The following is a 26,444-nucleotide window of genomic DNA, read 5'->3' as shown; positions in this document are numbered from 1 at the left end:
CGAGTGGGGAAATGATGAAATTACATCGCTAATCATTGGGGGTATAAAAGAGCAGCAGGATGCCAATAAGTTTTAGATGAACATTCGGACAGCACAATAGATCAATGCCGCTGCAAGAATCAAATTGATTGTTTTACCGTGCCGTTGGAATAGCGACTGAAGGAGATGCCCTGCCAGCGCCCAGCATAAATTACCCGTAATACCGATAACAGCCAGCAGAAGACTCACAATGAGCACCCAAAAAACATTATCGGTATGCGGTAACACAAAAGTAGATAGCGCCGTAATGCCGTACAAAATAATCTTAACGTTGGCAAATTGCAGCCAGAAACTCAGCCAAAAACTCAGTGGTTTCGCTTGAGTATTTGATGAAGAAGGTTCGCTAACCGCAATACGCCAAGCCAGCCAAAGCACATAAGCCGCGCCAGCCCAACTAAGCCAAATACTCACCGAAGGAAGAAGGTTATTTAGTGTGAAAGTGAAAGCAGCACACAACAGCATGATAATTAAAAAACCCGCACTCATTCCAGCCAAAACCCGGGTGCTTTTTCTCAGACCATACTGATTAACTGAACTCAGTGCGAGAATGTTATTAGGCCCAGGTGTCATTGCAGTAATCAGCGTATAAGTCAGAAACGCACTAACGATGGTAGATGTCACTTGTCTTCTCCAAATTTTTTTTAGACTTTATCTCATTCGAAAGAATCAAAAAAACGAATGTTTTGATATTATCAATTCAATAATTTCGATTGATTAACAGGACAACTCCATGGATTTACGCCGATTTATTACGCTAAAAACTGTAGTGGAAGAAGGTTCTTTTGTGCGAGCCTCACGAAAACTGTGCTGTACGCAATCAACGGTAACCTTCCATATTCAGCAATTAGAACAAGAACTATCGATGCAACTGTTTGAAAAAATAGGCCGTCGTATGTTGCTTACTGAAGCCGGGAAAAACTTAATGCCTCATGTGTATGAACTCACACGAGTGATGGCGGGGATACGTCAAGCAGCACAACAGGACACTGAGCCAACAGGTGAACTTCGGGTCGCAACAGGCGAAACCTTACTGGCATACAAAATGCCGCAAGTGTTGCAGCGCTTTAAAATGAAAGCGCCAAAAGTTCGCTTATCCCTGCAATCACTTAATTGCTATGTCATACGCGATGCATTACTGGCGGATGAGGCTGATTTAGGTGTTTTCTACCGTGTCGGCAATGATGACGCATTGCATATGACAAATTTTGGTGAGCAGGAGCTGGTTTTAGTCGCATCACCGTTGCTCAAAGAAATGGATTTTACCCGCCCGAACCAGCATTTACCGGTGAGCTTCATTATTAATGAACCTCAGTGCATTTTTCGTCAGCTTTTTGAAAGCACACTACGTCAACGCAGTATTACACTTGAAAACACCATTGAGTTATGGAGTATTGAAAGTATTAAACGATGCGTAGCAAGTAACCTTGGTGTCACTTTCTTACCTCGCTTCACGGTTGAAAAAGAACTCCAGTCAGGCGAGCTACAGCAACTTCATTTTTCAGATATACCGCTAACAATTACTGCATTATGTGCCCATCATGCTGGTAAGTTTGTCAGCCCAGCAATGAGAGTCTTTATGGAGTGCATGCAGGAATGCTTAATGCCAGAAATAGCCTCTGAAGCTAAGGCTCAAAATCTCGCTGAGATTTTGTAGGGCATGAGGGAGAATGTAGATGAGGGAGTCCGGCTCTACCTCCTCAGATAATCAGCCAACAATGCAGCCATGTAAAATAATAGATATGTATTATAAGGAGATAAGCAATGTTAATCATTTTTGGCGGTTTACCTGGCACGGGAAAAAGCACCATCGCCCGTTTGTTGGCTGAACGATTAAAAGCCATCTACTTGCGCATTGATACTATAGAACAAGCGATTCGCTCTGCTGATTCTGCGGGTGAAAATATGGCAATGGGCCCTACCGGTTATTTTGTCGCTTATGAATTAGCGCGAGAAAACTTACGTCTCGGCTCAACGGTGATTACTGACTCCGTCAATCCCATGACTCTTACACGCAATGCCTATCGTGATATTGCTCTATCGGCAAATGTACCCTTTTTAGAAGTTGAAATTATTTGCTCCAATCTCGATGAACATCGGCTGCGAGTAGAAAGCCGAACACCCGATATTAAAGGACTCACGCTGCCTGATTGGAAGAAGGTTATCAACCGGCACTATGAACCATGGGATAGAATTCACTTACAGCTAGATACGGCGCAATTATCCGCGATCCAATGTGTCGATAACATCACCGCCTTATCACATGCAAACCAATATTGATGTATTTAAAAACACACCTATAGAACCGGGGCCGTAATAATTCCTATTTTTTAAAGGATTTCTTCATGACTGATTCTTCCTGCATATCCATTGGGCTACTTCTGTTCCCAGCATTAACCCAACTTGACCTAACTGGCCCTTATGAGGTTTTTGCCCGAGCACCGAACACTAAAGTTCATCTTATTTGGAAAAATAGCGAGCCCGTCATCTCTGACCGCGGCATGGCTATATTGCCAACAGTCACATTCGATACATGTCCAAAGTTGGATGTGATTTGTATCCCCGGTGGCCCAGGGCAAATAGATTTGATGGAGGATGAAGAAACACTCTCGTTCATTAGGCACCACAGCGCGCAGTCCAAATTGGTTACTTCGGTATGTACAGGGGCTCTTATTCTAGGTGCTGCGGGTCTTCTTCAAGGATATAAAGCCACCACTCACTGGGCTTCGTTAGATCAACTTGCTCTGTTGGGTGCCGAACCTGTAAATGCACGAGTGGTACGAGACCGCAACCGAATCACCGGCGCGGGAGTGACATCTGGAATCGACTTTGCCCTGAGTGTCGTGGCAGCTATTTATGGCGATAATGTTGCTCAAAATATTCAATTGAATATGGAGTACGATCCAGAGCCCCCATTTACCTCGGGCTCACCACGAACAGCTGCTGCAGATTTGCTTAAACAAGTAAAAGATCAACTGGCACCACTTATAGAAAAAAGACGGTTAGCGACAGTAAGAGCCGCCGCGAATAAAATGGGATAACTGTACGATGGGTATAAGAGGTGTAAATTAAAACGGTTATCTATCTCACAGTCAATTATCCAACTGCCAATACTGTCGAATGATTATATGGAGATTACTATGCCAAATAAAATGTCAGCTCAATGCCATTGCGGGGCCATAGTCTTTAATGTTGAGCTTATCGACGGGTTTAATACTGCCCTTCGCTGCAATTGTTCGTTTTGTCGTATGCGGGGTGCCGTCGTGGTGTCAGCGCAATCTATTGATATTATTAAGGGAAAAGACAAACTCACTGAGTATCGTTTTAATACCAGAGCAGCCGCCCATTACTTCTGCTCAGCATGTGGTATCTATACCTTTCATCAGCGTCGTTCTAATCCAAATCAATATGGCGTTAATGTTGCCTGCATAGAAGGCGTATCTCCATTCGACTTTCCTTCTGTTAAAGTCGTGGATGGTGTGAATCATCCGAAAGATGGCGGAAAAGGAGGCGTGGCAGGTTATTTGTCTTATGTAGCAAAATAGATTCCGGCACTATGTGTCCAAATATGGAATTTAGCTTTCAAGATAGCCATTTATCAGTTAAAAATGTGTGCGAAATGGATTGAGTCACTGATGTGTCGAAACAAAAATGACCATGCAAATTGCCCTGCCCTATAATTTGAATGACCGTGCCAACACAGAGGCTCTTTCGTCGATAATAAGCAAATAGCATGGACAAAAGGAAAATTGCCCCATGAGCACTGGATTTATCCTGCTTTGCATTTACGGGATTGGCGTTGTTGTCGCGACTGGCATCATCTTCCCCCTGACTCGCGATCAGAGCCTGTTAGTAAGATGGATTTCGTCATTTCTTATCGGTATAACCTGGCCCTTGAGCCTACCGGTTGCCTTGCTACTCTCAATGTTCTAATTGAAATAACAATGATCTATGCCACAGTTGATTTGAAATAAGCCGCTATAATTACGGCGGGTTATAAAACAAATAGGAGGATGTATGTATCACTCTATTTTGGTGCCTGTGGACATTTCAGATCCTGAGTTTACCCAACAAGTCATTGCACATGTTGAGGCACAGGCAAACATTACTGATGTCGCTCACGTTCATTTCCTGACGGTCATTCCGACGTTTCCTTATTATGCCTCTCTAGGGCTCGCCTATTCAGGGGAAGCTCCAGATCAAGAGCAGATTAAAAACGAAGCATTATCCAAACTTTCAGAACTTATTGATAAGTTTGATATTCCAGCGGATAGGATCAAAAAGCATGTAGCCTCAGGCTCCCCTAAAGATGAGATCCTGAGAATTGCCGATTCAATCCGGGCAGACTTGATTATCATTGCATCACATCGGCCCGGCATAATGACTTATTTACTGGGTTCAAATGCTGCGGCAGTAGTCCGCCACGCAAAATGCTCCGTTCTTGTGGTCCGTTAATAGTTATCATGCATAACCCGAACTGAGCTATTCCCTGTACTCACAAGAAACCTCGCTGCTTTGGTGAGGTTTCTTTGCTGCTATTCGTTCACTATTTGGGGGCGACAGAACATATATAGGGTTGATAACAAATCTGATCACAATAAAGTATTAAACGGGGTTTCAACAATATTTAGCAGATATACAATATTGCTTGTTTATTCTCCTGCTTAGCTGACGATGGGCAGCTCAGACCAACGAGTTGTATAGGCAGGCGATAACATTTTGCGTTTCATTTGCCATGCTTTCTGGATACCTTGTCCGGCAAACCAGACCTTACCCTTGCCTGATTTATTTATCCCATCCAGTACTTCCATCAGCGCTGCACTGTTAGCCTTTGGCTGGTTATCATCAAAAAGCCCCAATTGCACAGTTCCCTGGCTGTAAAAATCACCTAGCATTACCCCGCCCTTTTGATAGCGATGTCCATCTTTCCATATCGCATCAAGACATCTTAATGCCGCGGCTATAATGTCGCGTGAATCTTGGGTGGGAATATGCAGTTTAGTGCTTACAACATTCCCGTAATATGGGCCATCAGATGCAAACGGGCTGGTTTTAATAAAGGCGGCTATCTGCCTACAATATTGATGCTCGCCACGCAGCTTTTCAGCAGCACGAACGGCATATTCGCAGATAGCCTCGCGCATAGCCTGATAATCCGTGATCTTCTCACCAAAGGATCGGCTGCATATTATCTGCTGCTTGGTTGGGATAAACTCTTCAAGCTCTAGGCACTGCTCGCCATTAAGTTCTCTGACGGTTCGCTCTAACACGACATTAAAGTTTTTACGCACAAACTGAGAATTCATATCGGCCAGCTGTAATGCCGTATTAATACCAAGTGAATTCAGTTTGTTGCCAATACGGTGACCAATTCCCCATATATCCTGTACTGGCGTTATCGCAAGCAACTTACGCTGCCTGAGGGGATCGGACAAATCCAGCACGCCTCCGGTCTTACTCCACTGTTTTGCCGCGTGGTTAGCCAGTTTTGCCAGTGTTTTCGTCTGGGCTATCCCTACACCAACAGTAAGGCCGGTACACTGCAATACACGCTGGCGAATATCTCGGCCAAATTGCTCCAAACTTATGCAATTCTGTACGCCGGATACCTTCAAAAACGCCTCATCGATTGAATAGATCTCTGTCACTGGAGACATCGCTTCCAGCACGGTCATAACCCGATTCGACATATCAGTATAAAGTTCATAGTTGCTGCTGAATGTAAAAACACCATATCGCTGAATAAGCTTGCGCAGTTGGAAGTAAGGTTCACCCATTTTTACCCCAGCCAATTTCGCTTCACGATTTCGCGCAATGACACAGCCATCGTTATTAGAAAGTACGACTATCGGCTTACCCTGCAAGTCCGGCCGGAATACTAACTCACAGGATGCGTAAAAGAATTCACATCAGCGAGGGCAAACATGTGAAGCCTCATTAATAACGTATCTCACAACACCGAACGTTTCTAAACCATCACCACCATCATTCAGAATGATAGGGATATAATTTGGATTCATGGCTTCCAGTTGCGCAGCCGGATGCAGACACAGTTTTTTCACTGTTAATTCCCCACTGATCGCCGCAATAATAATGTCGCCATGCTTTGGTGTAACACTGCGGTCAACAACCAGCAGTGAGCCGTCATAAATACCCGCACCAATCATAGAATCTCCTGATACACGGACAAAATAAGTCGCGGCTGGGTGAGCAATACATAACTCATTCAGATCCAGTGGTCGTTCTGTGTAATCCGCAGCGGGATTCCCATATGCACTCATTTGGACCATATCTTGTTAATTCTCCACAAACACCTAGTGGCTTGAACGCTCCCCCACTAGAACCTTAAATAAAACGGCTGCCACATCATCAATACTGTTTTTATATACAGTATTTCGAATTGTAGGCACAGATCAAGCGGCTTGTTAGCTACCAAGCCAAACGCGTTGAAATCTGAAAGAATTTAGTTAAAGGATCTGAGACACAATAGATAGCATGATATCTAATAAGTCATTAACCCCCTCCGGTTAGAGAGGGGGCTGATTTTATTAAAGGCCTTTTGATTTCAAAAGCTCAATATGGTTTACATACAATTTAACCGGGTCAATTTCACTACTGACCATGCCAGCTGTTTGGTTAACGGCATCTACATGATCTAACTTATAATCCGAACGAATCACTTTACCTAGGTGCATACTATAGCGCCCGACCATACCATCATTCTGGTAACGCTCTTTGGTGAACAAAAGAGATAAAGCAACCAATGAATGGTGCAGTGGGTCGAGGTTGTTCATGCCTTCAGTGAGTGGGTTATAGCCCAGATATCCTCCCCATGAATAATAGTAAACCCCATTATCAAACTCCTTCCCTTCGCCTCCCCAAACTTCGGGTAAACCCTGTGGATATTGAGTATTAAACTTGGCGACATTCTCTGTGGTCAGTGCATTAATAGATTCCATAAAATCCTGAGGCAAGAAAGGCTTCCCGCTCAGCAGGGAAACAAATGCACCAAAAGCAGACATGATAGTGTTAACAATTTGCTCAGGAAGACGATCAGGCGTCAAGGCAGAGCGAACCAGATCGGCAATTTCCGAGCCATGGTTAACCCCATTCACGGAAGTAACAGAAGCCACCAGCTCTGGGTGTGTTGCGGCAACATAGCGGCATGCTAATGGCCCTTGGCTGTGGCCAATGAGATTAACTTTTTTCGCCCCGGTTTTTGCCATGACTTCTTTGATAAATTTAAGTAATTGCTCACCACGGACTTCGTTACTGTTGGTTGCGGAAATCGTGGCAATAAATACATCTGCGCCTGCTTTTTTCAGTGGCTCCTCAACACCATAAAAGTAAGGATAAATCCCGGCTATTTTATCAAAACCAAATAAGCCATGAACTAACACTACTGGATATTTCAAAGTTGAATTTGTAGACATAATAGATAAACACCTTTTAGTTGAACAAAAAAAAGCCGAGAAATTAATCATCGGCTTGGAGAAATAAATCACCGCCAGCGATATCTCACGACGGTGTAGGATTCAGTAAAATAACTGTTTGCTTGTGTAGCCGCTGCGCCAAGAAAATGTTAGCGATGTCAGCTGGTCTAAAAACTGTATTTCCGATTATCTGTTTTGACACCCCCTATATAACAAAAAACCCCGCCGAAGCGAGGTCTCGATGACAAGATATAGGCTATTGACTACATACCACAGTTATCACACTAATACATTTTTTGCGGACCTCACTAATGTTTTATCATAAATATCTATTTTTTGTTACCGAGCTAGTAGCAACTGGCTGATTAACCAAAGTAAAGCCGCCCTATCCTTGGTACTGCAATTGAAACCTGCTGGCCTTTGCTCTAAGGCGGTGAGTAATAAATGCATTCAGTTTATGAATACAACTTTACTAACAGATTAATGCAATAAATATCATTAAAATAAAGCCCAGCACACTCATGAAAGCATTCATAAGGCCTATTGATTAATCGTTTAAATTAGATGTGATATTTAATAATGCCATTAGAGGCATTGGACTTTTTTATTTACCTGGCATGGAGCATTTATAGATTATTAGGTAGGCGAGATCTATTTTCAGTATCTAACTGTAATTTCATTGAAAGAATCGCGGTAGTTAATTTAAAGACAAGGAATCTTTTGTGATGATAAAGGGTATTTTGGTAGCACTCAGTGCATTTACCGCAGTTTCGCCTGCATTTGCAGACAATAATATTAATTTGAATTCGGACAGTATTAAAACCAGTATCGCTCTCGGATTCTTGGGCGGCGAATCTAAAGAGTATGTCTACGACACGGATAATGGACAAAAGTTAAGTGAGTTAAATTGGAAAATTAAAAACACAGCCATCATTAAAGGAGATATCTCTTGGGATGCCTTTAATTGGTTAACATTAAATGCCCGCGGCTGGACATCACTCGCCTCCAGCTCGTCGGGTATGGATGACTACGATTGGTTAACCCCAGGGCAGTCTAATTGGTCGCACTGGTCTACTCATCCAAATACACAACTGAACCATGCCAACGAGTTTGATGTGAATGTAAAAGGCTGGGTTCTAAATACGCCTGAATATCGTGTTGGAACAATATTCGGTTATCAAAAAACCAGATTTAGCTGGGCAGCATCTGGAGGGAGCTATAGCTATAATAACGGTGCAAGGACTGGTAACATCCCTCCTGACGCACCAGTTATAGCTTACAATCAGCAGTTTAGCATGCCCTACTTAGGGCTGGCTGGTATGTATCGCTATCAAGATTTTGAATTTAATGCATTATTAAAATTTAGCCCTTGGGTTACTGCAAAAGATAATGATGAGCATTATGCTCGCAGTCTTACTTTTCACGATAAAAGCAATAATTCACGCTATTATTCCACCACTGTTGATGCCGGTTATTACGTAACACCTAACGCCAAAGTTTATACAGAGCTAAGCCTCAGCAAGTATGAGGAAGGTAAAGGCGGCTCTGAAATCATCGATAGAACCACTGGGAATAAAGGCTATGTCGGTGGTGATGCTGCTGGCATAGAAAATATGAATTATACAGTATCTGTTGGCATGCAATATAGATTCTAAGTGGAGGCCAAACCATCAGACTGACCTTATATTAATAACTCATCGATATAGTCAGCCCCAAATAGAGAATCTCTAAAACCTTGCTAATGCAGGGTTTTCATTGTGATTTCCTGGCCTTAATTACTTATAGCTTAATTTTCCGCCTAACAGAATATATGAACACTCAGATAACGCTGCAGGCCTCTTTCTACTGAAGAAAAAATCATATTTTACTCATTTAGTTAAAGGGAACCTATCCTCAGAAATTTACACCCCTTAAAAATAAAATAGCCGGTTATGCACAAACCCGTGCAATCGCATTAATTCCCGCCAACAATGCAGCTAAATCTAATGAGTGTGGATGTATTCCACGGCCAGCAATCCATTCAACAATCAATGCTAGCGCTGACAATATCGTAGCGATATATTACTGTATTTAGTCGTGGATCAAGTATGCTTATTGCCATGTTCTACTTGGATGAGACAAATGCGAGCATAAATTCGAGCGCAGATGTTTTATCGCTATAGCCCAATCATAGTCACTTTATGTGACATAAATTTTCAGCCCCAAGACTCCTCAAAAAAATGATTATTTACCCTCACTGTTTACCTGCTTTTTTTGATTTAACGTAAAGTGCCGAGAATAGAAAATAAATATAATTTTCCCAAATAATCATGTAGGAGATGCGGATGAAAAAAATAAAAATAGGGATGAATGTTTTTGATGCTGCACTGATGCGAATAGATTGGGTTTTCGATTCATTCAATCAAGTCTGTCTATCTTTTTCTGGTGGCAAAGACTCTACAGTGTTACTTCATTTGGCAGCGGCTGTTGCACGAAAGAAACGACAAAATTTCTCTGTGCTCTTTATTGACTGGGAGGCTCAATATTCGCTCACCATTAGTCATATTCAAGCCCTAAAAACAATGTATAGCGATGTTATTAGTCAGTTTTACTGGGTTGCTTTGCCATTAAAAACCGTCAACGCAGTCTCTCAATATCAGCCTGAATGGATAGCTTGGGAGCCGGGGCAGCATTGGGTTCGCCAGCCCCCCGCAGAGGCGATTACTGAGCAGAATTATTTCCCTTTTTATCGTTATCCAATGACATTCGAGGAGTTTGTTCCTGCATTTTCCAACTGGCTGGCTGGCGGAAAGAGTTTGGCATCACTTATCGGTATCAGGACCAGTGAATCACTCAACCGCTATCTGGCCTTAACCTCTCAGAAGAAAATTAGGTTTGCTGAAGATAAACCCTGGACTACTGCATCTACCGAAGGGTTTAGCTACACATGTTATCCATTATACGATTGGCAAACACAGGATATCTGGGCCTTCAATGCTCGCTCAAAACTACCTTATAACGCCCTATATGACCTAATGTATCGTGCTGGCGTTCCCCCTCGGAACATGCGTGTCTGTGAGCCGTTTGGCCCGGAACAGAGAATTGGTTTATGGCTATTCCATATTATTGAACCCGATACCTGGGAAAAAATGTGTCTGCGCGTTAATGGCGCTCACTGTGGCGCTATTTATGCCAACCAAAGTGGTGACTATTATGCGTTGAGAAAACAAGTCCGTAAGCCTGAACATTATACTTGGCGAAGTTACGCCCTCTTTCTTCTCGATAATATGCCTCAGAAAACAGCCGACCATTACCGCAATAAGATCTTCGTTTACCTCCGCTGGTTTAAGACCAGAGGTTATCCAGATGATATACCAGATGCACAAGATAACGATCTGGGTTATCGGGATATACCTTCCTGGCGCAGGATCTGTAAGACAATTATAAAAAATGATTTTTGGTGCAAAGCACTCTCATTCAGCCCTACAAAATCAGCCCATTATGAGCGTTACTGTAAAAACATAGAGAAAAAAAGAGCGGAATGGAGAATATTGTAATGTCATCAAAAATAACCAAAATTCTAATTGAATATCTTGAGTCTATTGACGACCTTCATCAGAAAATAAAGGCTATTAATGAACTAAGACACCTAATTCACGAACATAGCCCGTTTTATGATGAGCCTGTTGATTGTGTTGTCTGGGTTAAAGCCAGTTCAATTGAAGCCAATGACTATAATCCTAATGTGATGGCTACAGTAGAAAAAAAACTGTTAACCCGCTCTATAGAGCTTGATGGCTTCACTCAGCCAATTGTCGTGTCATCGGAAGAGGCTAAACATATTGTTGTTGATGGGTTTCATCGCCATCAGGTCGCTAACTCACACCCATCACTCAATAAACGTTTGAAAGGCTATTTACCTGTCACGCGAATAAATAGAGAACGACAAGGAGAAAGAGAACGTATTAGCGCAACTATTAGGCATAACAGAGCCAGAGGTAAACATCAGATTACAGCCATGTCGGATATTGTGCGTGACCTTTGTCGTTTGGGCTGGAAGGATGACCAAATAAGTAAAGAGCTGGGAATGAGCCTTGACGAAATCCTTAGACTGAAACAGATCACCGGCCTTGCTGAGCTTTTTGCAGATACCGAATTTAGTGAAGCTTGGACAGTAGAGTAATTATTTACTTTCCCTTAATCAATTATCCCCCGTTTTCGCCGAGGTGCGACTAATGCGCCTCGGAGGCCGGAGAGTGCTGACGGGTATTCTGTTTATAATCGATTAAACTGATTTAGCCATAAAATTTGCAAAGAGAGAAGGTGCGAGTTAGCCAACATGATATGGGCTGGCGCAATCTATATAAATTATCTTATTTGTTTCCACCTCGAGCCAGCCTGCTAATATCCGTTTTTTCCAAAATGGGCTTTTTATAGCCATAACGCACTGCATTCAGCATAGCCCTCCCCATATCTTCAGTTGTCAGAATAGCATCCGGGAACATCCGCTTCAAAAGAGGAAGTACAGGTGCCATCAACTGATATAAAATTCGATAACTTGCTGTTTTAGAACGGGCACCATTCAGCGGTTGTATCACTGCCGGGCGAAACATCCATGCTGAAGCAAAGCCCAGTTTCAGGATCGCATTCTCTGTTTTTCCTTTAACACGCGCCCACATGCTTTTACCCTGTTCAGAGCTATCTGTACCCGCGCCTGACACATAGATAAACGCCATATCAGGGTTTAATTTCACCAAACGGGACGCTATTTTGAGCGTTAAATCATACGTGAAATGGCTGTATTTCTCTTCAGACATACCGGAGGAGCTAATACCCAAGCAGTAGAAACACGCATCATAGTGGCTATTAGCATCACCTGATTCTGGAATCTCAGTCAGATCGGGCGTCACGAATTGTACCAGTTTAGGGTGGGTAACTGGCAGAGATGAGCGTACAACCGCCGTCACATGATGCACATCTTCCGCCAGAAGACATTCACGCAAAACACCTTGCCCCACCATGCCAGACGCACCATAAATCAAAATATTCATATACACACTCCCAGTATTTTAAAATCTGGGGGATTTCCCCCCAGATTCTGTCTATACAAATGTCTCAGATATAAAACTTATCGGATTTTATCCATCCAGAATATATTCACCGGCAATAAAGCTTAGGCGATCGTTTTATACTCAAGGTAAGACTTAATGCCATATGTGCCATTCTCTCTGCCAATACCTGACTGTTTGACACCGCCGAATGGCGCAAATGGCGTGTGACTGAAAGCATTAATGGAAACTCCTCCGGTATCCATTTGCTCTGCGACTTTTCGCGCGCGATCGACATCTTCGCTACTAACATAGCCGGCAAGCCCATACGGTGAATCATTAGCTATTTCAATCGCTTCCTGTTCAGTTTTATAGGACATTACACAGAGTACCGGCCCGAAAATTTCTTCCCTTGCGATTGACATATCATTAGTGACATTCACAAATACCGTCGGTTTTACAAAATTGCCGCTTTCCAGACCTTCAGGATGACCTAGCCCGCCGGTGAGTATTTCAGCCCCCTCTTCAATACCTTTCTGAATATAGTCTTGAACCCGCTGATACTGTTTTTGCGATACCATTGGCCCGATAGCTGTATCCGATTCTTCTGGTAGCCCAACTTTAATCTGTTCGACAGCCTGTTTCAGCGCCAATGTGATTTCATCGCGACGGCTTTCTGGCACCAGAATTCGCGTGCCAGCGACGCAGGCTTGTCCACTGTTCATGAAGCCAGCGGAAAGAATAAATGGCATCGCTTTATGTAAATCGGCATCATCGAGAACAATGTGCGCTGACTTACCACCGAGCTCAAGCGTCACCCTTTTCAGGGTAGCAGCCCCGGCACTCGCGATATGTTTCCCAATCGCCGTTGATCCAGTAAATGAAATTTTGGCGACGCCAGGATTCCGGGTTAATTCCTCACCAACGACATCGCCCCGCCCATTAACAATATTGATAAGCCCAGCAGGTAATTTGGCAGCATCAACGCACTCCATGATCAGCTGGGTCTGAAGAGCGCTCATTTCACTCGGCTTAGTCACAACCGTACACCCAGCGGCAAGAGCCGCCGCTGTTTTATTACAGAAATATAAAATATTGGCATTCCAGGGGGTGATATGCCCTGCCACGCCCACCGGATGCAGAGAAACTTCAGTCTGCCCCACCATTTCCTTAAACGGGATATGTGGCAAGCTTGCTTTGGCACTTAGAATGGCGTCCGCAGAGGCTTTTACCAAGAACTGCGCCATTTGTACTGGCCCACCGTACTCTTCCACTAAGGCTCGTACATGGTCATCCCCCCGAGCCACTATGGCATCATGGAGCCGGTGAAGATATTCAGCCCGTTCTTCAATCGTGGTGCGGGAATATGCTTTGAATGCGGCTTTCGCTGCAGCAATTGCCCGTCGCGCATCCTCTTCATTGCCCAGTTGAACGGTACCTATGACTTGGTTAGTCGACGGATTTACGAGTTCAAACTTCTCCTGTCCAATCGAATTTACAAACTGCCCATTAATGTAATGTTGCGTAATGTGTTTCATCATATTCTCCCGACTGGAGTGATTGGTTGTGTAGCCAGAGCATCGAATAATAGATGCAATCTTTTCTATAAAACTGATTAGTCAGTCATTTATTGAGTAAAAAAATATAGCCTACATTCCCAGTGTCCGCCAAAATGCCCGGAAGCCATTCAGAGTATATTCCTCTGCTTTTTCCGGTTCCTTAACCGCAAAATCGACCGTTGTTTCTGCCAGTGACGCCATAATGGCAGTGATAAACCCGACGTTCTGACAGAGATCGGATTTACCGAGTTCAGACAGTACTTGGTTAACTGCGTCAAACATAGACATCGACTGCTGGCGAGTATCCTCAGTGATAATTCGAGAAGCCGACAACTGCTGCAGTGCAGCCCGACGCTCAGGTTGATTACAGGCCCATACAGTATAGGACTGCCAAACATGGAAGGCCTTTTCTTTTATATCTGCCTGCAAAGGAAAAGCCTGTAACAGTGCGTCCGCGACGTCTGTTTTAATATGCAGATAGAGCTGATTGAAAAGTGTCACCTTATCCGGAAAATACGTGAATAAAGAGCCGGTTGAGATGCCTGCTTCTTTGGCGATTAAAGCCGTGGTTGCACCAAGCCCCTGGCTGGCAATGATACGGACAGCAGAATCCAAAATAGCTCTGCGCTTATCCTCGTTTAGTGGCCTTGCCATAACATTCGCCTTCCATAATATTCGCCTTAAATGAGTGATTAGTCAATCATACATGTGTCAGATAAAAAATCAACTCAATGTTGCCGGTATTGGAGCAATCTCTGGAGTAATGATGGCCAACAAGTAGGTAATAAGGGCTACCGGGCTACTGGTACTTAGCGTCACAATTTTGTCGCTATAACACAGTTATTAGTGTTAGAACATACGACTATCGAACTATAAAGCCTATAAAATCAGGTAAAACACTTAGTGCTAATACCCTTAAAATTACTTATAACTTATTACGTTCAATTTCAGGAGGTAGCGTTTATGAGTTTTACTGTTGGAAATTCTTTTTTTACTGCAAATATTAGCGACAATAAAATAAATGAATTATTTACTAAAGACTCTATGCCGCATATGACACTATGGGAGAAAATAGTGAATTACTTTTTCCCTACGGGGCAAGGTGAGGCATTACTATGCTTACATAAATTATGCAACCCCACAATTGATCTCACAAATAAAGATATAGAAGAAATATTTTTTAGGTTAAAAGAGCTAGCCTCACCTGGATACAAAGACAGATTCTGTAATGACCATATTGACAGTTCAACTACTGGGAAGTTACACATAAAAGGTGATGGCGGTGATGACTTATTGTATATCGAACAAAATGGTGAATTATGTAATTACACTATTTTAGATCAAACATTTATTTTTGATACTCCGCTAATCAAAACAGCCTCTCAAGAGACTCACTTCGACAATGAGGTATTATCCGTAACCTTCAACCACTGGCCACAGCCCTCTCCAAACCCTAATGTAAAATTTATGATAAACGAAAAAGCATGTATTTCATATCAGGGAAGGGATATCACGCTAAATTATACAGATATTTATGACAAACTAATTAGAGATGTCAAGAATATTAACCAAGGTGATAAATTTGACATGTGGAAAAAGGAAGAGAGGACCACCTATCTGTCAGCAGCCATTAATAAACAAATAGATAATGCTTGTATTAAATCAGGTGTTAAAATGTCTATTGAAGATAAGACAGCTATCTTTAGTTCTGCCCATGGATATCTTTTTGATGAAAAGTTAAAACTCGATATTTCATGTGCACAGTCCTCAATAAAACATTGTGTATTAACATATATTAATGGAGAAAGTAAAATAAATGAACTATTTGAAAAAGATCTGCAAGAAAAAAACAGAGTTGTATCAGAGATAGTTAATAGAGTCAGTGACCGTATTTATGAAGATATATTTAATGCGAAAAATGGTTTAATTGAAGAATTAACATCTCATGTGCGTACTTCTTGTGTGCATTATGCCAGCTCAACAAATTCTGAATCTCACTAAATGCTGTTTTATTGCAGCATAAAAAAACCGGGCTTAATTGCCCGGTCGGTTTATCTATACTCTTCAGCCACCCAATCCTGACCATTAACCGTATTATTGGACCAGGTGCCGTACACACCGGTGCTATAGCCGTCTACCGAGGCCCGAGCGCTGTAGCCTGACAGCCGTGATTCTGTTCTGCTTTTGCTGTTACTCTGAGTGCGCAGTTGATCTTGGGAATCGCGTGAGCGGTTATGGCCGCCTTCATTATGTAGCCACTGGCTTCCGGGCGCTCGATCATCAGCTCCCGCGACAATACGCCCCTGCTGAATAAACTCACCATCAGACAGGCCACTAAAGGTGCCTATCCCCCCATAAGTAAGAGTACCGCCGGTGCAACGGGAAGAGGGGTAAGAGAATCAGCCCTGACATGGCGGAAGGTATGACGACCTGAAAGGTTGCTGATTTATTTAATCTATTCATAATTTAAATGTATTTACCCATAGCTATACCTGCCGAAGAGTTGTGTTCCTCGGAATTTTATTAAATCAATCCAAGCCATATTAGTTATGGTTATTGATGTATTTGATAAAACACCAGCAGGTTTAAGTGTGATTTCCAATAAATGCATTAACGCACCATAAATCAGAGACTTTATGGTTGATATAAGAGGTATCCGTTTGTTTGTGGGAAATATCCTAAGACAGAAATGTTTTATTTTTAATTCGTTACCAATCATTGAATTATAATAAGAGCGGAAAGGTAATATAGCATTTAACTTCCCTATTGAATGGCTATAAGTCACACCCGCCCGTCAGCGCCGATAGGAGTACAGGAAAAATACCCGATTAAATAATTAGATTAATACATTCTTCTTATACTGTTGTCGAAATCGACTATGATTAAATTTAGAGCCGTTAACCCAAGACTCAAATGTTAAGTTTTAAAAAATTTCTTTCGTCTAAATAGTATATGGAGCATACATGGACATTGACCCCAAATCTCCTCGAACTATAAAAGCCCCCAGTTATCTGGATGCTCTTATTCCCATCGTCTCATTGATTGTGCTGGTTGGGGCTTCTGTTGCCTTGTTCGGCCTTAATGCTGTAAATGGCCCACTGCAAGTGGCCATTATTATCAGCACAATGATAACTTCAATCATCATATTAAAAAATGGTCATAGCTGGGATGCTATTTCTGAATCAGGGCGTAAAGGTATTGCAACTGTCTCCGGCGCAATATTTATTCTTTTCTCCGTCGGCGCGTTGATCGGTACTTGGAATATGTCCGGTACCATTCCTACGATGGTGTATTACGGTATTGTGATGATCACGCCTAATTGGTTTTACCCTATTGCCTTTCTCGTCTGTATCGGGGTATCACTGAGCATTGGCAGTTCCTGGACTACTGCCGGTACTCTGGGCGTTGGGCTCGTCGGTCTGGCTAATATGCTGGGTTTATCGCCAGAAATAACAGCTGGCGCAGTAATTTCCGGGGCTTACGTAGGTGACAAAGTTTCACCGCTATCAGAAAGTACTGTACTTGCCGCACAATTAAATGGGGTAGAACTGTATAAACATATTCGAACACAACTCTGGACCACTGTCCCGGCAGCGTTAATTGCTCTGATTGCATTTATTGTGTTGGGCATGAATCAACACAGTGCTTTTGATGTGACGGTCACCAATAATGAAATGACCCGCTTCAATGAGTTATTCCATATTACGCCATGGAACTTGCTGCCTCTGTTCTTTTTGCTGACATTATCGATATTGAAGGTGCCCGCTTCTCTGGCCATCATGAGTTCGGCCTTACTCGCGGGCATCATGACTTCTTTTATGCAACCACAGGTTATTCTGCGTTTTATTGCTGAACCGGATATTGCCACACCACTACTTGCCATTAAAGCTATTTGGCTTGCTATGGCCACCGGCTTTCAAGAGAACTCTGGCATTGAACAGATCGACGCCCTACTTTCGCGCGGTGGTATGGACAGTATGTTACTCACCATCTGGTTAATTATTGGTGCCGTCACTTTCGGGATCATGGTTGATGACTTTGGCCTGCTGAATAAACTGGTGACACCGCTACTGTTGCGGGCCAGAACCGTCGGGCGCTTAATTGCATCCGTGGTTGCCACCGCTATTGGGCTGAATATTGCCGCTGGCGATCAATATATTGCTCTGCTGTTACCCACTCGTCTGTATCGAGCTGAATTTGCCAAGCGTGGGTTAGCACCGGAAAACCTGTCACGAGCAGTCTCTGACGCAGGTATTGTTACCTCACCCTTGGTCCCGTGGAACTCTTGTGGCGCTTATATGGCAGCCGTTTTAGGCGTATCAACGATGGCCTATATGCCGTTTGCTGTGTTTAATATTGCCGCACCATTGATCACTCTGGTGCTAGGTATAACCGGTTTTAATATCCGTCACATCCCCATTGCGGCACCAGAATTAAAAGAAAGTGAGCACAACAGTAAACCAATACAATAACCATAAATATTCCCACCCAGTGTGGTCCATCGATATTAATCCATAAAAAGCCCCAAGTATGAGGCTTTTTATGGACTAATTTTTCACGATACAGAAAGTGAGTCTGTTGTTGTTAATGCTTTATTTACAGCGGATAACGTAATATTGCATTCAGATCAGCGCCATGGGGTAGATCTGCAGTTCGCACCGCCAACACTCGACCTCCGGTTGCCAAAGTGCGTTTCGCAATCTCATCAACGATGCCGTAACTCACCTCATCACCATCGAATGAAATTATCCCCTCGTCATCTATAACACCACTCACGTTGCTATCAATATTAATCAATAGTAAATCAATAGCACCAAAGGTGGCTGCACGCGCGGCATCGGATAAATCCTGCGTAACTCGCCGCTCGCGTTCGCGTGCTTCAAAACGTACTTTCAGCGCACTCAACTGTGCTTGATAATAACGTTCTAATAATGGACGAACCTGAGTAACTAATTCAGATACACCCAGATGTTCTGCATTACTGGAAAACGTTTCATCAGTAAGATTAGATAACGAGTTAGTTGAGCGATAGATAGAAGCCAAAGGTTCGGTGCTAACGAGAATAAGCGGGTAATCATGGTTAGCAAATATAGGTCTCAATGCTTGATCTATTTTGCGCGTATACTGTGCCAGTCGAACCTTATGATGAACCGCACCATGGTGGTGATCATTTAATGATGCATCCCCCATAGCATCACGTTTATGAGATGGCATGTTAGGGACCGCAACCTCTACCGCCGGCACATCAGCAAAAAACTCAATAAGGCGGGCCTGATTTTCAGACAAAGCTAATATATAAGCTGAATGAGGGAATGTGAGTGCTCGTAGTAAAGGTTTAAGATAGAAACGATCGCTAATCTCAAGCCGATTAGGTAACTCATTGGCTAAACGATAAGTTAAAATATTGTCTGGCGTGGCCAGAATTGCCAAGCTACGTGCATGCAAATCCCAAAACTCAGGATCTTCCAACACTGAATAAAGTTCTTCCTCCAACAGTGCAAGACGACGTTTGTCCAAACCTTTATCAGCAACCTGCAACAATGCCGCCTTGATAAAGTTACTTAACTGAATTTTACTGCTTTCCAGTTTTTGGCGTTGCGGAGAGGTTTCAAGGTAAATAGAGATACAAGCATCTGAACGAACGTCAGATAGGCGGGAAAACTCTTCACGGCCTGGAATATCAACGTGTAGCATAAACTACCTCGCAAAATTACAGTGAATTGTGCAATGTGATTTTAATCAGTTCACATCACTGGAACAGCTATCTTTATTGTCGGTAAGGCTATTCACAGAGTCAGTGTGAGTTTTTAGTATAGTTATTTTTTTACTCACCGCGTAATAAGTTCTACACTTCATTTTTAATCAGATAATTAAAGAATAACTCGCGATATAACAAGCCAATTGCAGCTCACTAAAAGAGATGAAATACCAATTTTAGTTGTTTGGTAACTAAAAAACCTGTCGGTTATTCTGATTCTACTTAATGCTTAAATATTAATGGCCGCATAAGTATTATTCGTTACTCTATCAGCTATCGTTTCGCTTATTTTTGACAGATAAATTTCTCTTATTCACTTCTAACAATAAAGAATTGTGGTATCAGTGGGTACTTCTCGCAATCCATAAATGAGCCTTGCGATAATGATATTTACTTTTGATGAGTTAATTGTCCGGTCTTTGACAAATAACCTAGGCAGCAATAGTGCAAAAAAACCGGGCTTAATTGCCCGGTCGGTTTATCTATAATTTCTTAGCCAATATTAGAAGTTATATTTAACCCCTAACATCACCGCCGTATCGCTGTAGCCTTTATTGCCCACTTGTTGGCCGACATTGCCCCAGACATTCACCTTTTTGCTTAACTGGCCTTCTACACCCAGTTTCAACTCAGCAATATTGGCCGCACCATCCTGCTTCACGGTGATGCCATCCATGGTGGTGCCAAAGTCTTTGGTGTTGTGGATCCAGTTAGCTTCCACAAAGGGCTGGAATTCCCGGTCCTTGCCTTTATCCTGATCGGCATAACTGTTCATAAAGGCTTTTACCCCTAAACGGGTTTGAATATTGCCATTACCTTCGCCAGAAACATTTGTTCCATTGGCTTCTTTATGGTCATCGGCTTTAACCCCCATCCAGGTGACCTGTGCTTTCGGCTGGATAAAGTAGCTGGCGCTTTTCGCTGCATTTTCACCCACTTTAAAGGTATAGCCGCTTTCCACCGAGGCGGTGACCCCTTTGGATTTATACTTTTCAACCGCTAAGTCCTGACCATTAACCGTGTTATTGAACCAGCTGTATTGCGCCCAGCTGTCCACATACAAGCCGGTTTTATCCGCACTGTTGGCATACCAGGTGCCATATACGCCGGTGCTATAGCCATCCACCGAAGCACGGGCACTGTAGCCAGACAACCGCGACTCAGTGGTGCTTTTACTGTTGCCGTAACCGGCCATCAACCCCAGATGGAAACGATCTGCACCATTGTGGCTCCACTGGGCAATATCGCCACCCAGTTGCATCACATAACGGTTACTTTGGGTGCGCAGTTGGTCTTGGGAATCGCGCGAGCGATTATGCCCACCTTCGTTACGTAACCACAAGCTGGTAACTTTCTGCTCACCGGTCAGCGCATCAATATAGTGGGTTTCCCCCAAACGGTCATGCAGGCGGGTAACAAACATATTATTGGCCGCGGCAAGGTTAGCACTGTAGCCACTGGCTTCCGGGCGCTCGATCATAGGTTGCGGTGTTCCCAAAGAGTCTACTGGTGGTAGTGATATTTCTGGCAGCTCGACTATTGGGGATTCGGGTATTTCTGGCAGCTCGGCTATTGGGGACTCGGGTATTTCTGGCCGCTCAACTATTGGGGGCTCGGGTGCTTGAGGAGCACCGGGGCCTGGCATACTTGTGCGGATAGCATTACTCAGATACCAGTTAGCCTCATTACTGCCGATACCACGCTCTAAATAATAGTCATAAGCTCCGGCGACAATACGCCCACGTTGAGTAAATTCGCCATCAGAATTACCGGCAACAGTAATCAGCTCAATACCATTAAGTGTCGGTGCGCCGCTGCCACCCAGATTGTTTACCTGCACATAGGTATTGCCGGAGGTATTGCCGCCGATAATCAATTTATCGGTGACAGAATCGTCATCTTCCAAAACTGAATTCATATTCAGCAGGCCATTATTGCCAATATAATCGCCGGTGATAGTTAAGGTGTTACCACCAATACCGCCAAAACTTACGGCCCCGCCATTATTGAGGGATTGAAGCGTTTGGTTGTAGCCATCCAAATCCAAAGTGCCATCCGAAGATGTGGTGTAATCCGACGTGGTACTGAAGACATTGTTCGCACCGGCTTTAAGGGCGCCGTAATTGATGTGAGTGGCACCGGTGTAACTGCTGGCCGCTGATAATGTCAAGACATGCGGGCCATTCTGTATCAGGCTACCCGTACCGGCGAGATTGAAATTCAGCGAGAAATCGGCGCTGCGCTGGAAAATTAACTCGCCTTCGTTTTGTAAGTTTTGAGTAGGCGATACAACGGTTGCCAGATCGTTAACGACTGTCTGACCTGCCAGTGTTCCACCTGAGCCAATTAAGCGGCTACCGTCATTAAAGGTGGTATTGTTGGTTATGCCACCTCCGTACAGAGTCTGTTCCCCACTGTTATTAAAAATGGTGTTGTTGGCCGTGCCAGTGACATGCTGGCTTCCATTGTTAACAAGGGTATCGTTAGCGACTCCCACACCGTGGATAATTTGACTTCCGCCGTAAAGGGTTGTGCTGTTGGCTGTACCTCTAATCTCCTGTCTACCACCGCTAATGGTGGTGATGTTGGCTATCCCGCCACCATAGATGGTTTGATACCCACCGGTTATCGTGGTGATATTAGCGATGCCTCCGTCATAGACACTCTGATACCCACCCGTAATAGTGGTGTCATGGGTGGTACCTAAAACATATTGATATCCACCGTTAACGGTAGAACCGTAGGTTGTTCCCTCTGGATTGACATGCTGATACCCACGATTAACCGTAGTGTTGTAGGCGATTGCGCCTCCATCGACAATCTGAGACCCACCGTTAGTGGTGGCATCTATCGCTATACCGCCTTTGTAGAGATACTGACGCCCACCGTTAATGATGGCATCTCTATCTATCCCCCCCTCCCTGACAGTCTGCTCCCCACCGTTAATGGTAACACCGTTAGCTAAGCCACCCCCTTGGACAGTCTGATATCCATCGTTAAGGGTACCGCCGTTAGCTATGCCACCATCCTTGATATACTGATACCCTTTGTTAATAGTGGTGCCATTGGCGACGCCACCATTATTGACGTTTTGGGTTCCATTACTGAGGATAGTATCGTTGGTTGTACCACCTTCGTTAACATTCTGAACTCCCTGAATATTAGCGGTAGTGCCGTTGGCAATACCGTTCATCCCAATATTTTGAATCTCTCTTTCATAAAGAGATTCACCAGAGACTTCTTGTTCGATAACATTTGGGGTAAATGCCATTAACGAGGGCGAGTTTAATACACCACAAATAAGAATGGCTAAAATGGTTACCTTTACTCGGAGATGTTGATGCCTTGAATCATCCCTGCAAACAACAGTTGCAGAGCGATTAATGTTTTTTTTATTCATATATGAAAAGCCTATAATTGAATTTTTTTGAATAAAATTCAGCTGGTGAAATAAAATGAAATAAGGTGAATTGTTTTTAATTCGTTAATGCATTGTGCTTAAATTAATTTATATGAGGTGCATAAACTATTATTTTGATAAAAATAAACTTGAAATTAACATGCACCATTTTTATGATCTAAATATAGTTATGCATTTGTTATTGTATAAACAGGGCTGGATGTATTTTTGATAATTGAATTTAATCTAATTCTTCTTGGCTTTATATGAGATATGGCCTTTAATTTGTAGGAAATGTCCTAACCAAATCATAGTTCCTCACAAATTATTATTCATCATTGGGTTATGAGGTGAGTTGGAGCAGAAACCAGCATTTTCTATTTCCATTAGGTGGTCAATAAATTGCATCTACCAGTCAGGCCTGTAGTCCCACACAGATGAATCATGAGCATCAATAAACTTTCATTCAGCAGCCAAAAATTCGAGTTAATCCGTTCACGTGTTTATCTGTGTGAAACGACCACATGCAGTGTTTGACCCATAGTGATATGGGATAAGTATCACGACTTAACATCATAGCCCTTCCTGCCAATGACCAAACTATTGACGTTAGAAGAGTGGGTGAAAGAAATAGTAAAAACAATAATGAGTTTTTTTTGTTAAAACAGAAAAAGTATTACTCTTTAACAAATAACGAGGGCAGCAATAGTGTAAAAAACAAAACCGGGCTTAATTGCCCGGTCGGTTTATCTATAATTTCTTAGCCAATATTAGAAGTTATATTTAACCCCTAACATCACCGCAGTATCGCTGTAGCCCTTATTGCCCACTTGCTGGCCAACATTGCCCCAGACATTCACCTTTTTGCTTAACTGGCCTTCTACACCCAGTTTCAACTCAGCAATATTGGCCGCACCATCCTGCTTCACGGTGATGCCATCCATGGTGGTGCCAAAGTCTTTGGTGTTGTGGATCCAGTTAGCTTCCACAAAGGGCTGGAATTCCCGGTCCTTGCCTTTATCCTGATCGGCATAACTGTTCATAAAGGCTTTTACCCCTAAACGGGTTTGGATATTGCCGTCACCCTCACCAGAAATATTTGTTCCATTGGCTTCTTTATGGTCATCGGCTTTAACCCCCATCCAAGTTACTTGCGCCTTTGGCTGGATAAAATAGCTGGCGTTTTTCGCTGCATTTTCACCCACTTTAAAGGTATAGCCGCTTTCCACCGAGGCAGTGACCCCTTTGGATTTATACTTTTCAACCGCTAAGTCCTGACCATTAACCGTGTTATTGAACCAGCTGTATTGCGCCCAGCTGTCCACATACAGGCCGGTTTTATCCGCACTGTTGGCATACCAGGTGCCATATACGCCGGTGCTATAGCCATCCACCGAAGCACGGGCGCTGTAACCAGACAACCGCGACTCAGTGGTGCTTTTACTGTTGCCGTAACCAGCCATCAGCCCCAGATGGAAACGATCTGCGCCATTGTGACTCCACTGAGCAATATCGCCGCCCAGTTGCATCACATAACGGTTACTTTGGGTGCGCAGTTGGTCCTGACTATCGCGCGAGCGATTATGCCCACCTTCATTACGCAGCCACAGGCTGGTAACTTTCTGCTCACCGGTCAGCGCATCAATATAGTGGGTTTCCCCCAGACGGTCATGCAGGCGAGTGACAAACATATTATTGGCCGCGGCAAGGTTAGCACTGTAACCGCTGGCTTCCGGGCGCTCGACCATAGGTGGCGAAGGTTCGCCAGGAACATAGGGCCCTGGCACAATCGTCGGAATAGAGCTACTCAAATACCAGTTAGCCTCATTGCTGCCGATACCACGCTCTAAATAGTAGTCATAAGCTCCGGCGACAATACGCCCACTTTGAGTAAACTCGCCATCAGAATTACCGGCAACAGTAATCAGTTCTATGCCGTCCAGGGTTTGTGCGCCACTGCCACCCAAATTGTTAATTTGTACATAAGTGTTGCCGAAGGTATTGCCGCCGATAATCAATTTATCGGTGACGGAATCGTCATCTTCCAGTACCGAATTCATATTGAGCAAGCCATTGTTGCCAATATAATCGCCGGTGATAGTTAAGGTGTTACCACCAATACCACCAAAACTCACGGCTCCGCCATTATTGAGGGATTGGAGCGTCTGGTTGTAGCCATCTAAATCCAGTGTGCCGCCAGTATGGGTGGTGTAATCCGAAAGGGTACTGAAGACATTATCAGCACCAGCTTTAATGCTGCCGCCATTAATAGTGGTTGCTCCGCTGTAGGAACTGGCAGTGGAAAGAGTCAGAGAATGCGGGCCATTTTGTGTCAGACTACCGGTGCCGGCGAGATTGAAATCCAGCGAATAATCTTCACTGCGCTGGAAAATTAACTCGCCCTCATTTTGTACAGTACCATCAGGACCTTCAAAGGTTCCCTGGTCGTTGATGACTGTTTGACCTATAAGCTTGCCTCCGGTAGTGACTGTTAACATACCGGTATTATTTATTGTTGAACCGTTGGCGATACCATCGCTTTGGATAGATTGATGGCTATTATCATTAATCGTGGTGTTGTTTGAGAAACCACCATAAATGACTTCTTGAAAGCTATTGCCATTCATTATGGTGCCGTTGACAACCCCCCCGACATGGATATATAGCTCCGCATCGTCATTCATGATGGTGCCGTAGGCAGTACCATATTCGGTGACAACTTGAGCTCCTTGAATATTCAATGTGGTGTTGTAGGCAATGCCACTCTCGTAGACATATTGTTGCCCACGACCATTAATAGTAGTGCCGTTTGCGATACCATTACCCCAGACCGTTTGCTGCCCAAGACCATAAATCGTGGTATTGTTGGCAATGCCGCCTGCTCGTATTTCTTGTCTGTCCCTGTCATTCAGAATTTCCCCGGTCACTTCCTGCCCGATAACCTCGGGAGTAAATGCCATGAGCGAGGGGCTACCTAATACACTGCAAATGAGAATGGCTAATGCTGATATCTTTGTACGCGGGTACTGATATATCAATTTTCCCCTGCAAATAGCAGTTACAGGGCATTTAATTTAATTGTTTTTTTTGCTCATATCTAAGAAGACCTTTAATAATAATTTCACTGGTGAAATAGAATGAGCAAAATATAACTTCATGATACTCATCGATAAATTAATTTTATTGAATTTTTGGCTGATATTTTTAAAGAAAATAAACCTGGAATTAACA

Annotated in this window: 20 protein-coding genes and 2 pseudogenes; 11 read left to right on the top strand and 11 right to left on the bottom strand. The window is 43.4% G+C overall.

Features of this window, described 5'->3' with window-relative positions; all coding sequences use genetic code 11:
- Positions 1-72: 72 nt before the first annotated feature.
- A complete protein-coding gene (gene eamB / locus N0H69_RS12850) occupies positions 73-660 on the bottom strand; it encodes a cysteine/O-acetylserine transporter (RefSeq protein ID WP_050109655.1) in 588 nt (195 codons plus the stop codon).
- 109 nt (positions 661-769) lie between these two features.
- On the opposite strand from eamB, the gene N0H69_RS12845 reads away from it, so the two are divergent.
- The 6 genes from N0H69_RS12845 (at position 770) to uspF (ending at position 4,491) form a co-directional block, all read left to right on the top strand.
- Positions 770-1,693, top strand: coding sequence for a LysR family transcriptional regulator (locus N0H69_RS12845; protein WP_050121206.1), 924 nt, complete (start codon positions 770-772; stop codon positions 1,691-1,693).
- Between the two features lie 107 nt (positions 1,694-1,800).
- Entirely contained in the window at positions 1,801-2,316 is a 516-nt protein-coding gene (locus tag N0H69_RS12840; RefSeq protein ID WP_050136341.1) for a P-loop nucleotide/nucleoside kinase family protein, read from the top strand.
- A gap of 65 nt (positions 2,317-2,381) precedes the next feature.
- Positions 2,382-3,077 (top strand): DJ-1/PfpI family protein, encoded by a 696-nt coding sequence (locus N0H69_RS12835; RefSeq protein WP_050151115.1) that lies wholly within the window; start codon positions 2,382-2,384, stop codon positions 3,075-3,077.
- A gap of 99 nt (positions 3,078-3,176) precedes the next feature.
- Positions 3,177-3,581 carry a GFA family protein gene (locus tag N0H69_RS12830; protein WP_050121204.1) on the top strand — a complete coding sequence of 135 codons (405 nt, stop codon included), beginning with the start codon at positions 3,177-3,179 and terminating at the stop codon, positions 3,579-3,581.
- A gap of 211 nt (positions 3,582-3,792) precedes the next feature.
- The gene (locus N0H69_RS12825) at positions 3,793-3,969 is read left to right on the top strand and encodes a GhoT/OrtT family toxin (protein WP_050109660.1); all 177 of its coding nucleotides are present in this window, start codon (positions 3,793-3,795) and stop codon (positions 3,967-3,969) included.
- Between the two features lie 84 nt (positions 3,970-4,053).
- The gene (uspF, locus tag N0H69_RS12820; protein ID WP_050109661.1) at positions 4,054-4,491 is read left to right on the top strand and encodes a universal stress protein UspF; all 438 of its coding nucleotides are present in this window, start codon (positions 4,054-4,056) and stop codon (positions 4,489-4,491) included.
- A gap of 209 nt (positions 4,492-4,700) precedes the next feature.
- On the opposite strand, the pseudogene umuC reads toward uspF, so the two are convergent.
- The 3 genes and pseudogenes from umuC to N0H69_RS12805 form a co-directional block, all read right to left on the bottom strand.
- Positions 4,701-5,962: pseudogene (gene umuC, locus N0H69_RS12815) on the bottom strand (translesion error-prone DNA polymerase V subunit UmuC).
- Positions 5,946-6,326: a translesion error-prone DNA polymerase V autoproteolytic subunit gene (gene umuD, locus N0H69_RS12810; RefSeq protein ID WP_050136339.1), complete on the bottom strand. Its 381-nt coding sequence runs from the start codon at positions 6,324-6,326 to the stop codon at positions 5,946-5,948. The pseudogene umuC and the gene umuD overlap by 17 nt, the downstream one beginning before the upstream one ends.
- Before the next feature lie 258 nt (positions 6,327-6,584).
- On the bottom strand, positions 6,585-7,469 hold the full coding sequence (locus N0H69_RS12805) for a lipase family alpha/beta hydrolase (RefSeq protein WP_050109663.1): 885 nt from the start codon (positions 7,467-7,469) through the stop codon (positions 6,585-6,587).
- A gap of 725 nt (positions 7,470-8,194) precedes the next feature.
- Between N0H69_RS12805 and N0H69_RS12800 the strand changes: the two genes are divergently transcribed.
- The 3 genes from N0H69_RS12800 to N0H69_RS12790 all read left to right on the top strand — a co-directional run bounded on the left by N0H69_RS12800 (position 8,195) and on the right by N0H69_RS12790 (position 11,631).
- Complete coding sequence (locus N0H69_RS12800) at positions 8,195-9,124, top strand: omptin family outer membrane protease (RefSeq protein ID WP_050151114.1); 930 nt, start codon at positions 8,195-8,197, stop codon at positions 9,122-9,124.
- A 669-nt stretch (positions 9,125-9,793) separates the two neighbouring features.
- Entirely contained in the window at positions 9,794-11,005 is a 1,212-nt protein-coding gene (locus N0H69_RS12795) for a phosphoadenosine phosphosulfate reductase (protein ID WP_050151113.1), read from the top strand.
- Positions 11,005-11,631, top strand: coding sequence for an IbrB-like domain-containing protein (locus N0H69_RS12790; RefSeq protein ID WP_050151112.1), 627 nt, complete (start codon positions 11,005-11,007; stop codon positions 11,629-11,631). The genes N0H69_RS12795 and N0H69_RS12790 overlap by 1 nt, the downstream gene beginning before the upstream one ends.
- Positions 11,632-11,821: 190 nt before the next feature.
- Here the strand turns inward: N0H69_RS12790 and N0H69_RS12785 are convergent, their stop codons facing one another.
- The 3 genes from N0H69_RS12785 to N0H69_RS12775 form a co-directional block, all read right to left on the bottom strand.
- Entirely contained in the window at positions 11,822-12,499 is a 678-nt protein-coding gene (locus tag N0H69_RS12785) for an NAD-dependent epimerase/dehydratase family protein (RefSeq protein ID WP_050109666.1), read from the bottom strand.
- A 122-nt stretch (positions 12,500-12,621) separates the two neighbouring features.
- Positions 12,622-14,037 carry an aldehyde dehydrogenase family protein gene (locus N0H69_RS12780; protein ID WP_311196329.1) on the bottom strand — a complete coding sequence of 472 codons (1,416 nt, stop codon included), beginning with the start codon at positions 14,035-14,037 and terminating at the stop codon, positions 12,622-12,624.
- Between the two features lie 108 nt (positions 14,038-14,145).
- Positions 14,146-14,709 (bottom strand): TetR/AcrR family transcriptional regulator, encoded by a 564-nt coding sequence (locus N0H69_RS12775; RefSeq protein WP_050109668.1) that lies wholly within the window; start codon positions 14,707-14,709, stop codon positions 14,146-14,148.
- 309 nt (positions 14,710-15,018) lie between these two features.
- On the opposite strand from N0H69_RS12775, the gene N0H69_RS12770 reads away from it, so the two are divergent.
- Positions 15,019-16,056: a type III secrection system effector, WxxxE family gene (locus tag N0H69_RS12770; RefSeq protein ID WP_050151110.1), complete on the top strand. Its 1,038-nt coding sequence runs from the start codon at positions 15,019-15,021 to the stop codon at positions 16,054-16,056.
- A 53-nt stretch (positions 16,057-16,109) separates the two neighbouring features.
- Here the strand turns inward: N0H69_RS12770 and N0H69_RS22260 are convergent.
- Positions 16,110-16,319 (bottom strand): annotated as a pseudogene (locus N0H69_RS22260) (hypothetical protein); the annotation flags it as partial.
- Positions 16,320-17,018: 699 nt separating this feature from the next.
- Here N0H69_RS22260 and N0H69_RS12765 point away from each other — a divergent pair.
- A complete protein-coding gene (locus N0H69_RS12765) occupies positions 17,019-18,527 on the top strand; it encodes a Na+/H+ antiporter NhaC family protein (protein WP_050109672.1) in 1,509 nt (502 codons plus the stop codon).
- Positions 18,528-18,651: 124 nt separating this feature from the next.
- On the opposite strand, the gene N0H69_RS12760 is transcribed toward N0H69_RS12765, so the two are convergent.
- The 3 genes from N0H69_RS12760 to N0H69_RS12750 all read right to left on the bottom strand — a co-directional run bounded on the left by N0H69_RS12760 (position 18,652) and on the right by N0H69_RS12750 (position 26,173).
- Positions 18,652-19,749: a baeRF11 domain-containing protein gene (locus N0H69_RS12760; protein WP_050151108.1), complete on the bottom strand. Its 1,098-nt coding sequence runs from the start codon at positions 19,747-19,749 to the stop codon at positions 18,652-18,654.
- Positions 19,750-20,315: 566 nt separating this feature from the next.
- Positions 20,316-23,084, bottom strand: coding sequence for an autotransporter outer membrane beta-barrel domain-containing protein (locus N0H69_RS12755; RefSeq protein WP_259705555.1), 2,769 nt, complete (start codon positions 23,082-23,084; stop codon positions 20,316-20,318).
- An 899-nt stretch (positions 23,085-23,983) separates the two neighbouring features.
- On the bottom strand, positions 23,984-26,173 hold the full coding sequence (locus N0H69_RS12750) for an autotransporter outer membrane beta-barrel domain-containing protein (RefSeq protein ID WP_050152170.1): 2,190 nt from the start codon (positions 26,171-26,173) through the stop codon (positions 23,984-23,986).
- Positions 26,174-26,444 lie beyond the last annotated feature (271 nt).

The sequence above is a fragment of the Yersinia alsatica genome (genome assembly GCF_025133195.1).
Classification (GTDB): domain Bacteria; phylum Pseudomonadota; class Gammaproteobacteria; order Enterobacterales; family Enterobacteriaceae; genus Yersinia; species Yersinia alsatica.
The sequence above is the reverse complement of the archived record's forward strand: the minus strand, read 5'-3'. Positions and strand labels throughout refer to the sequence as shown.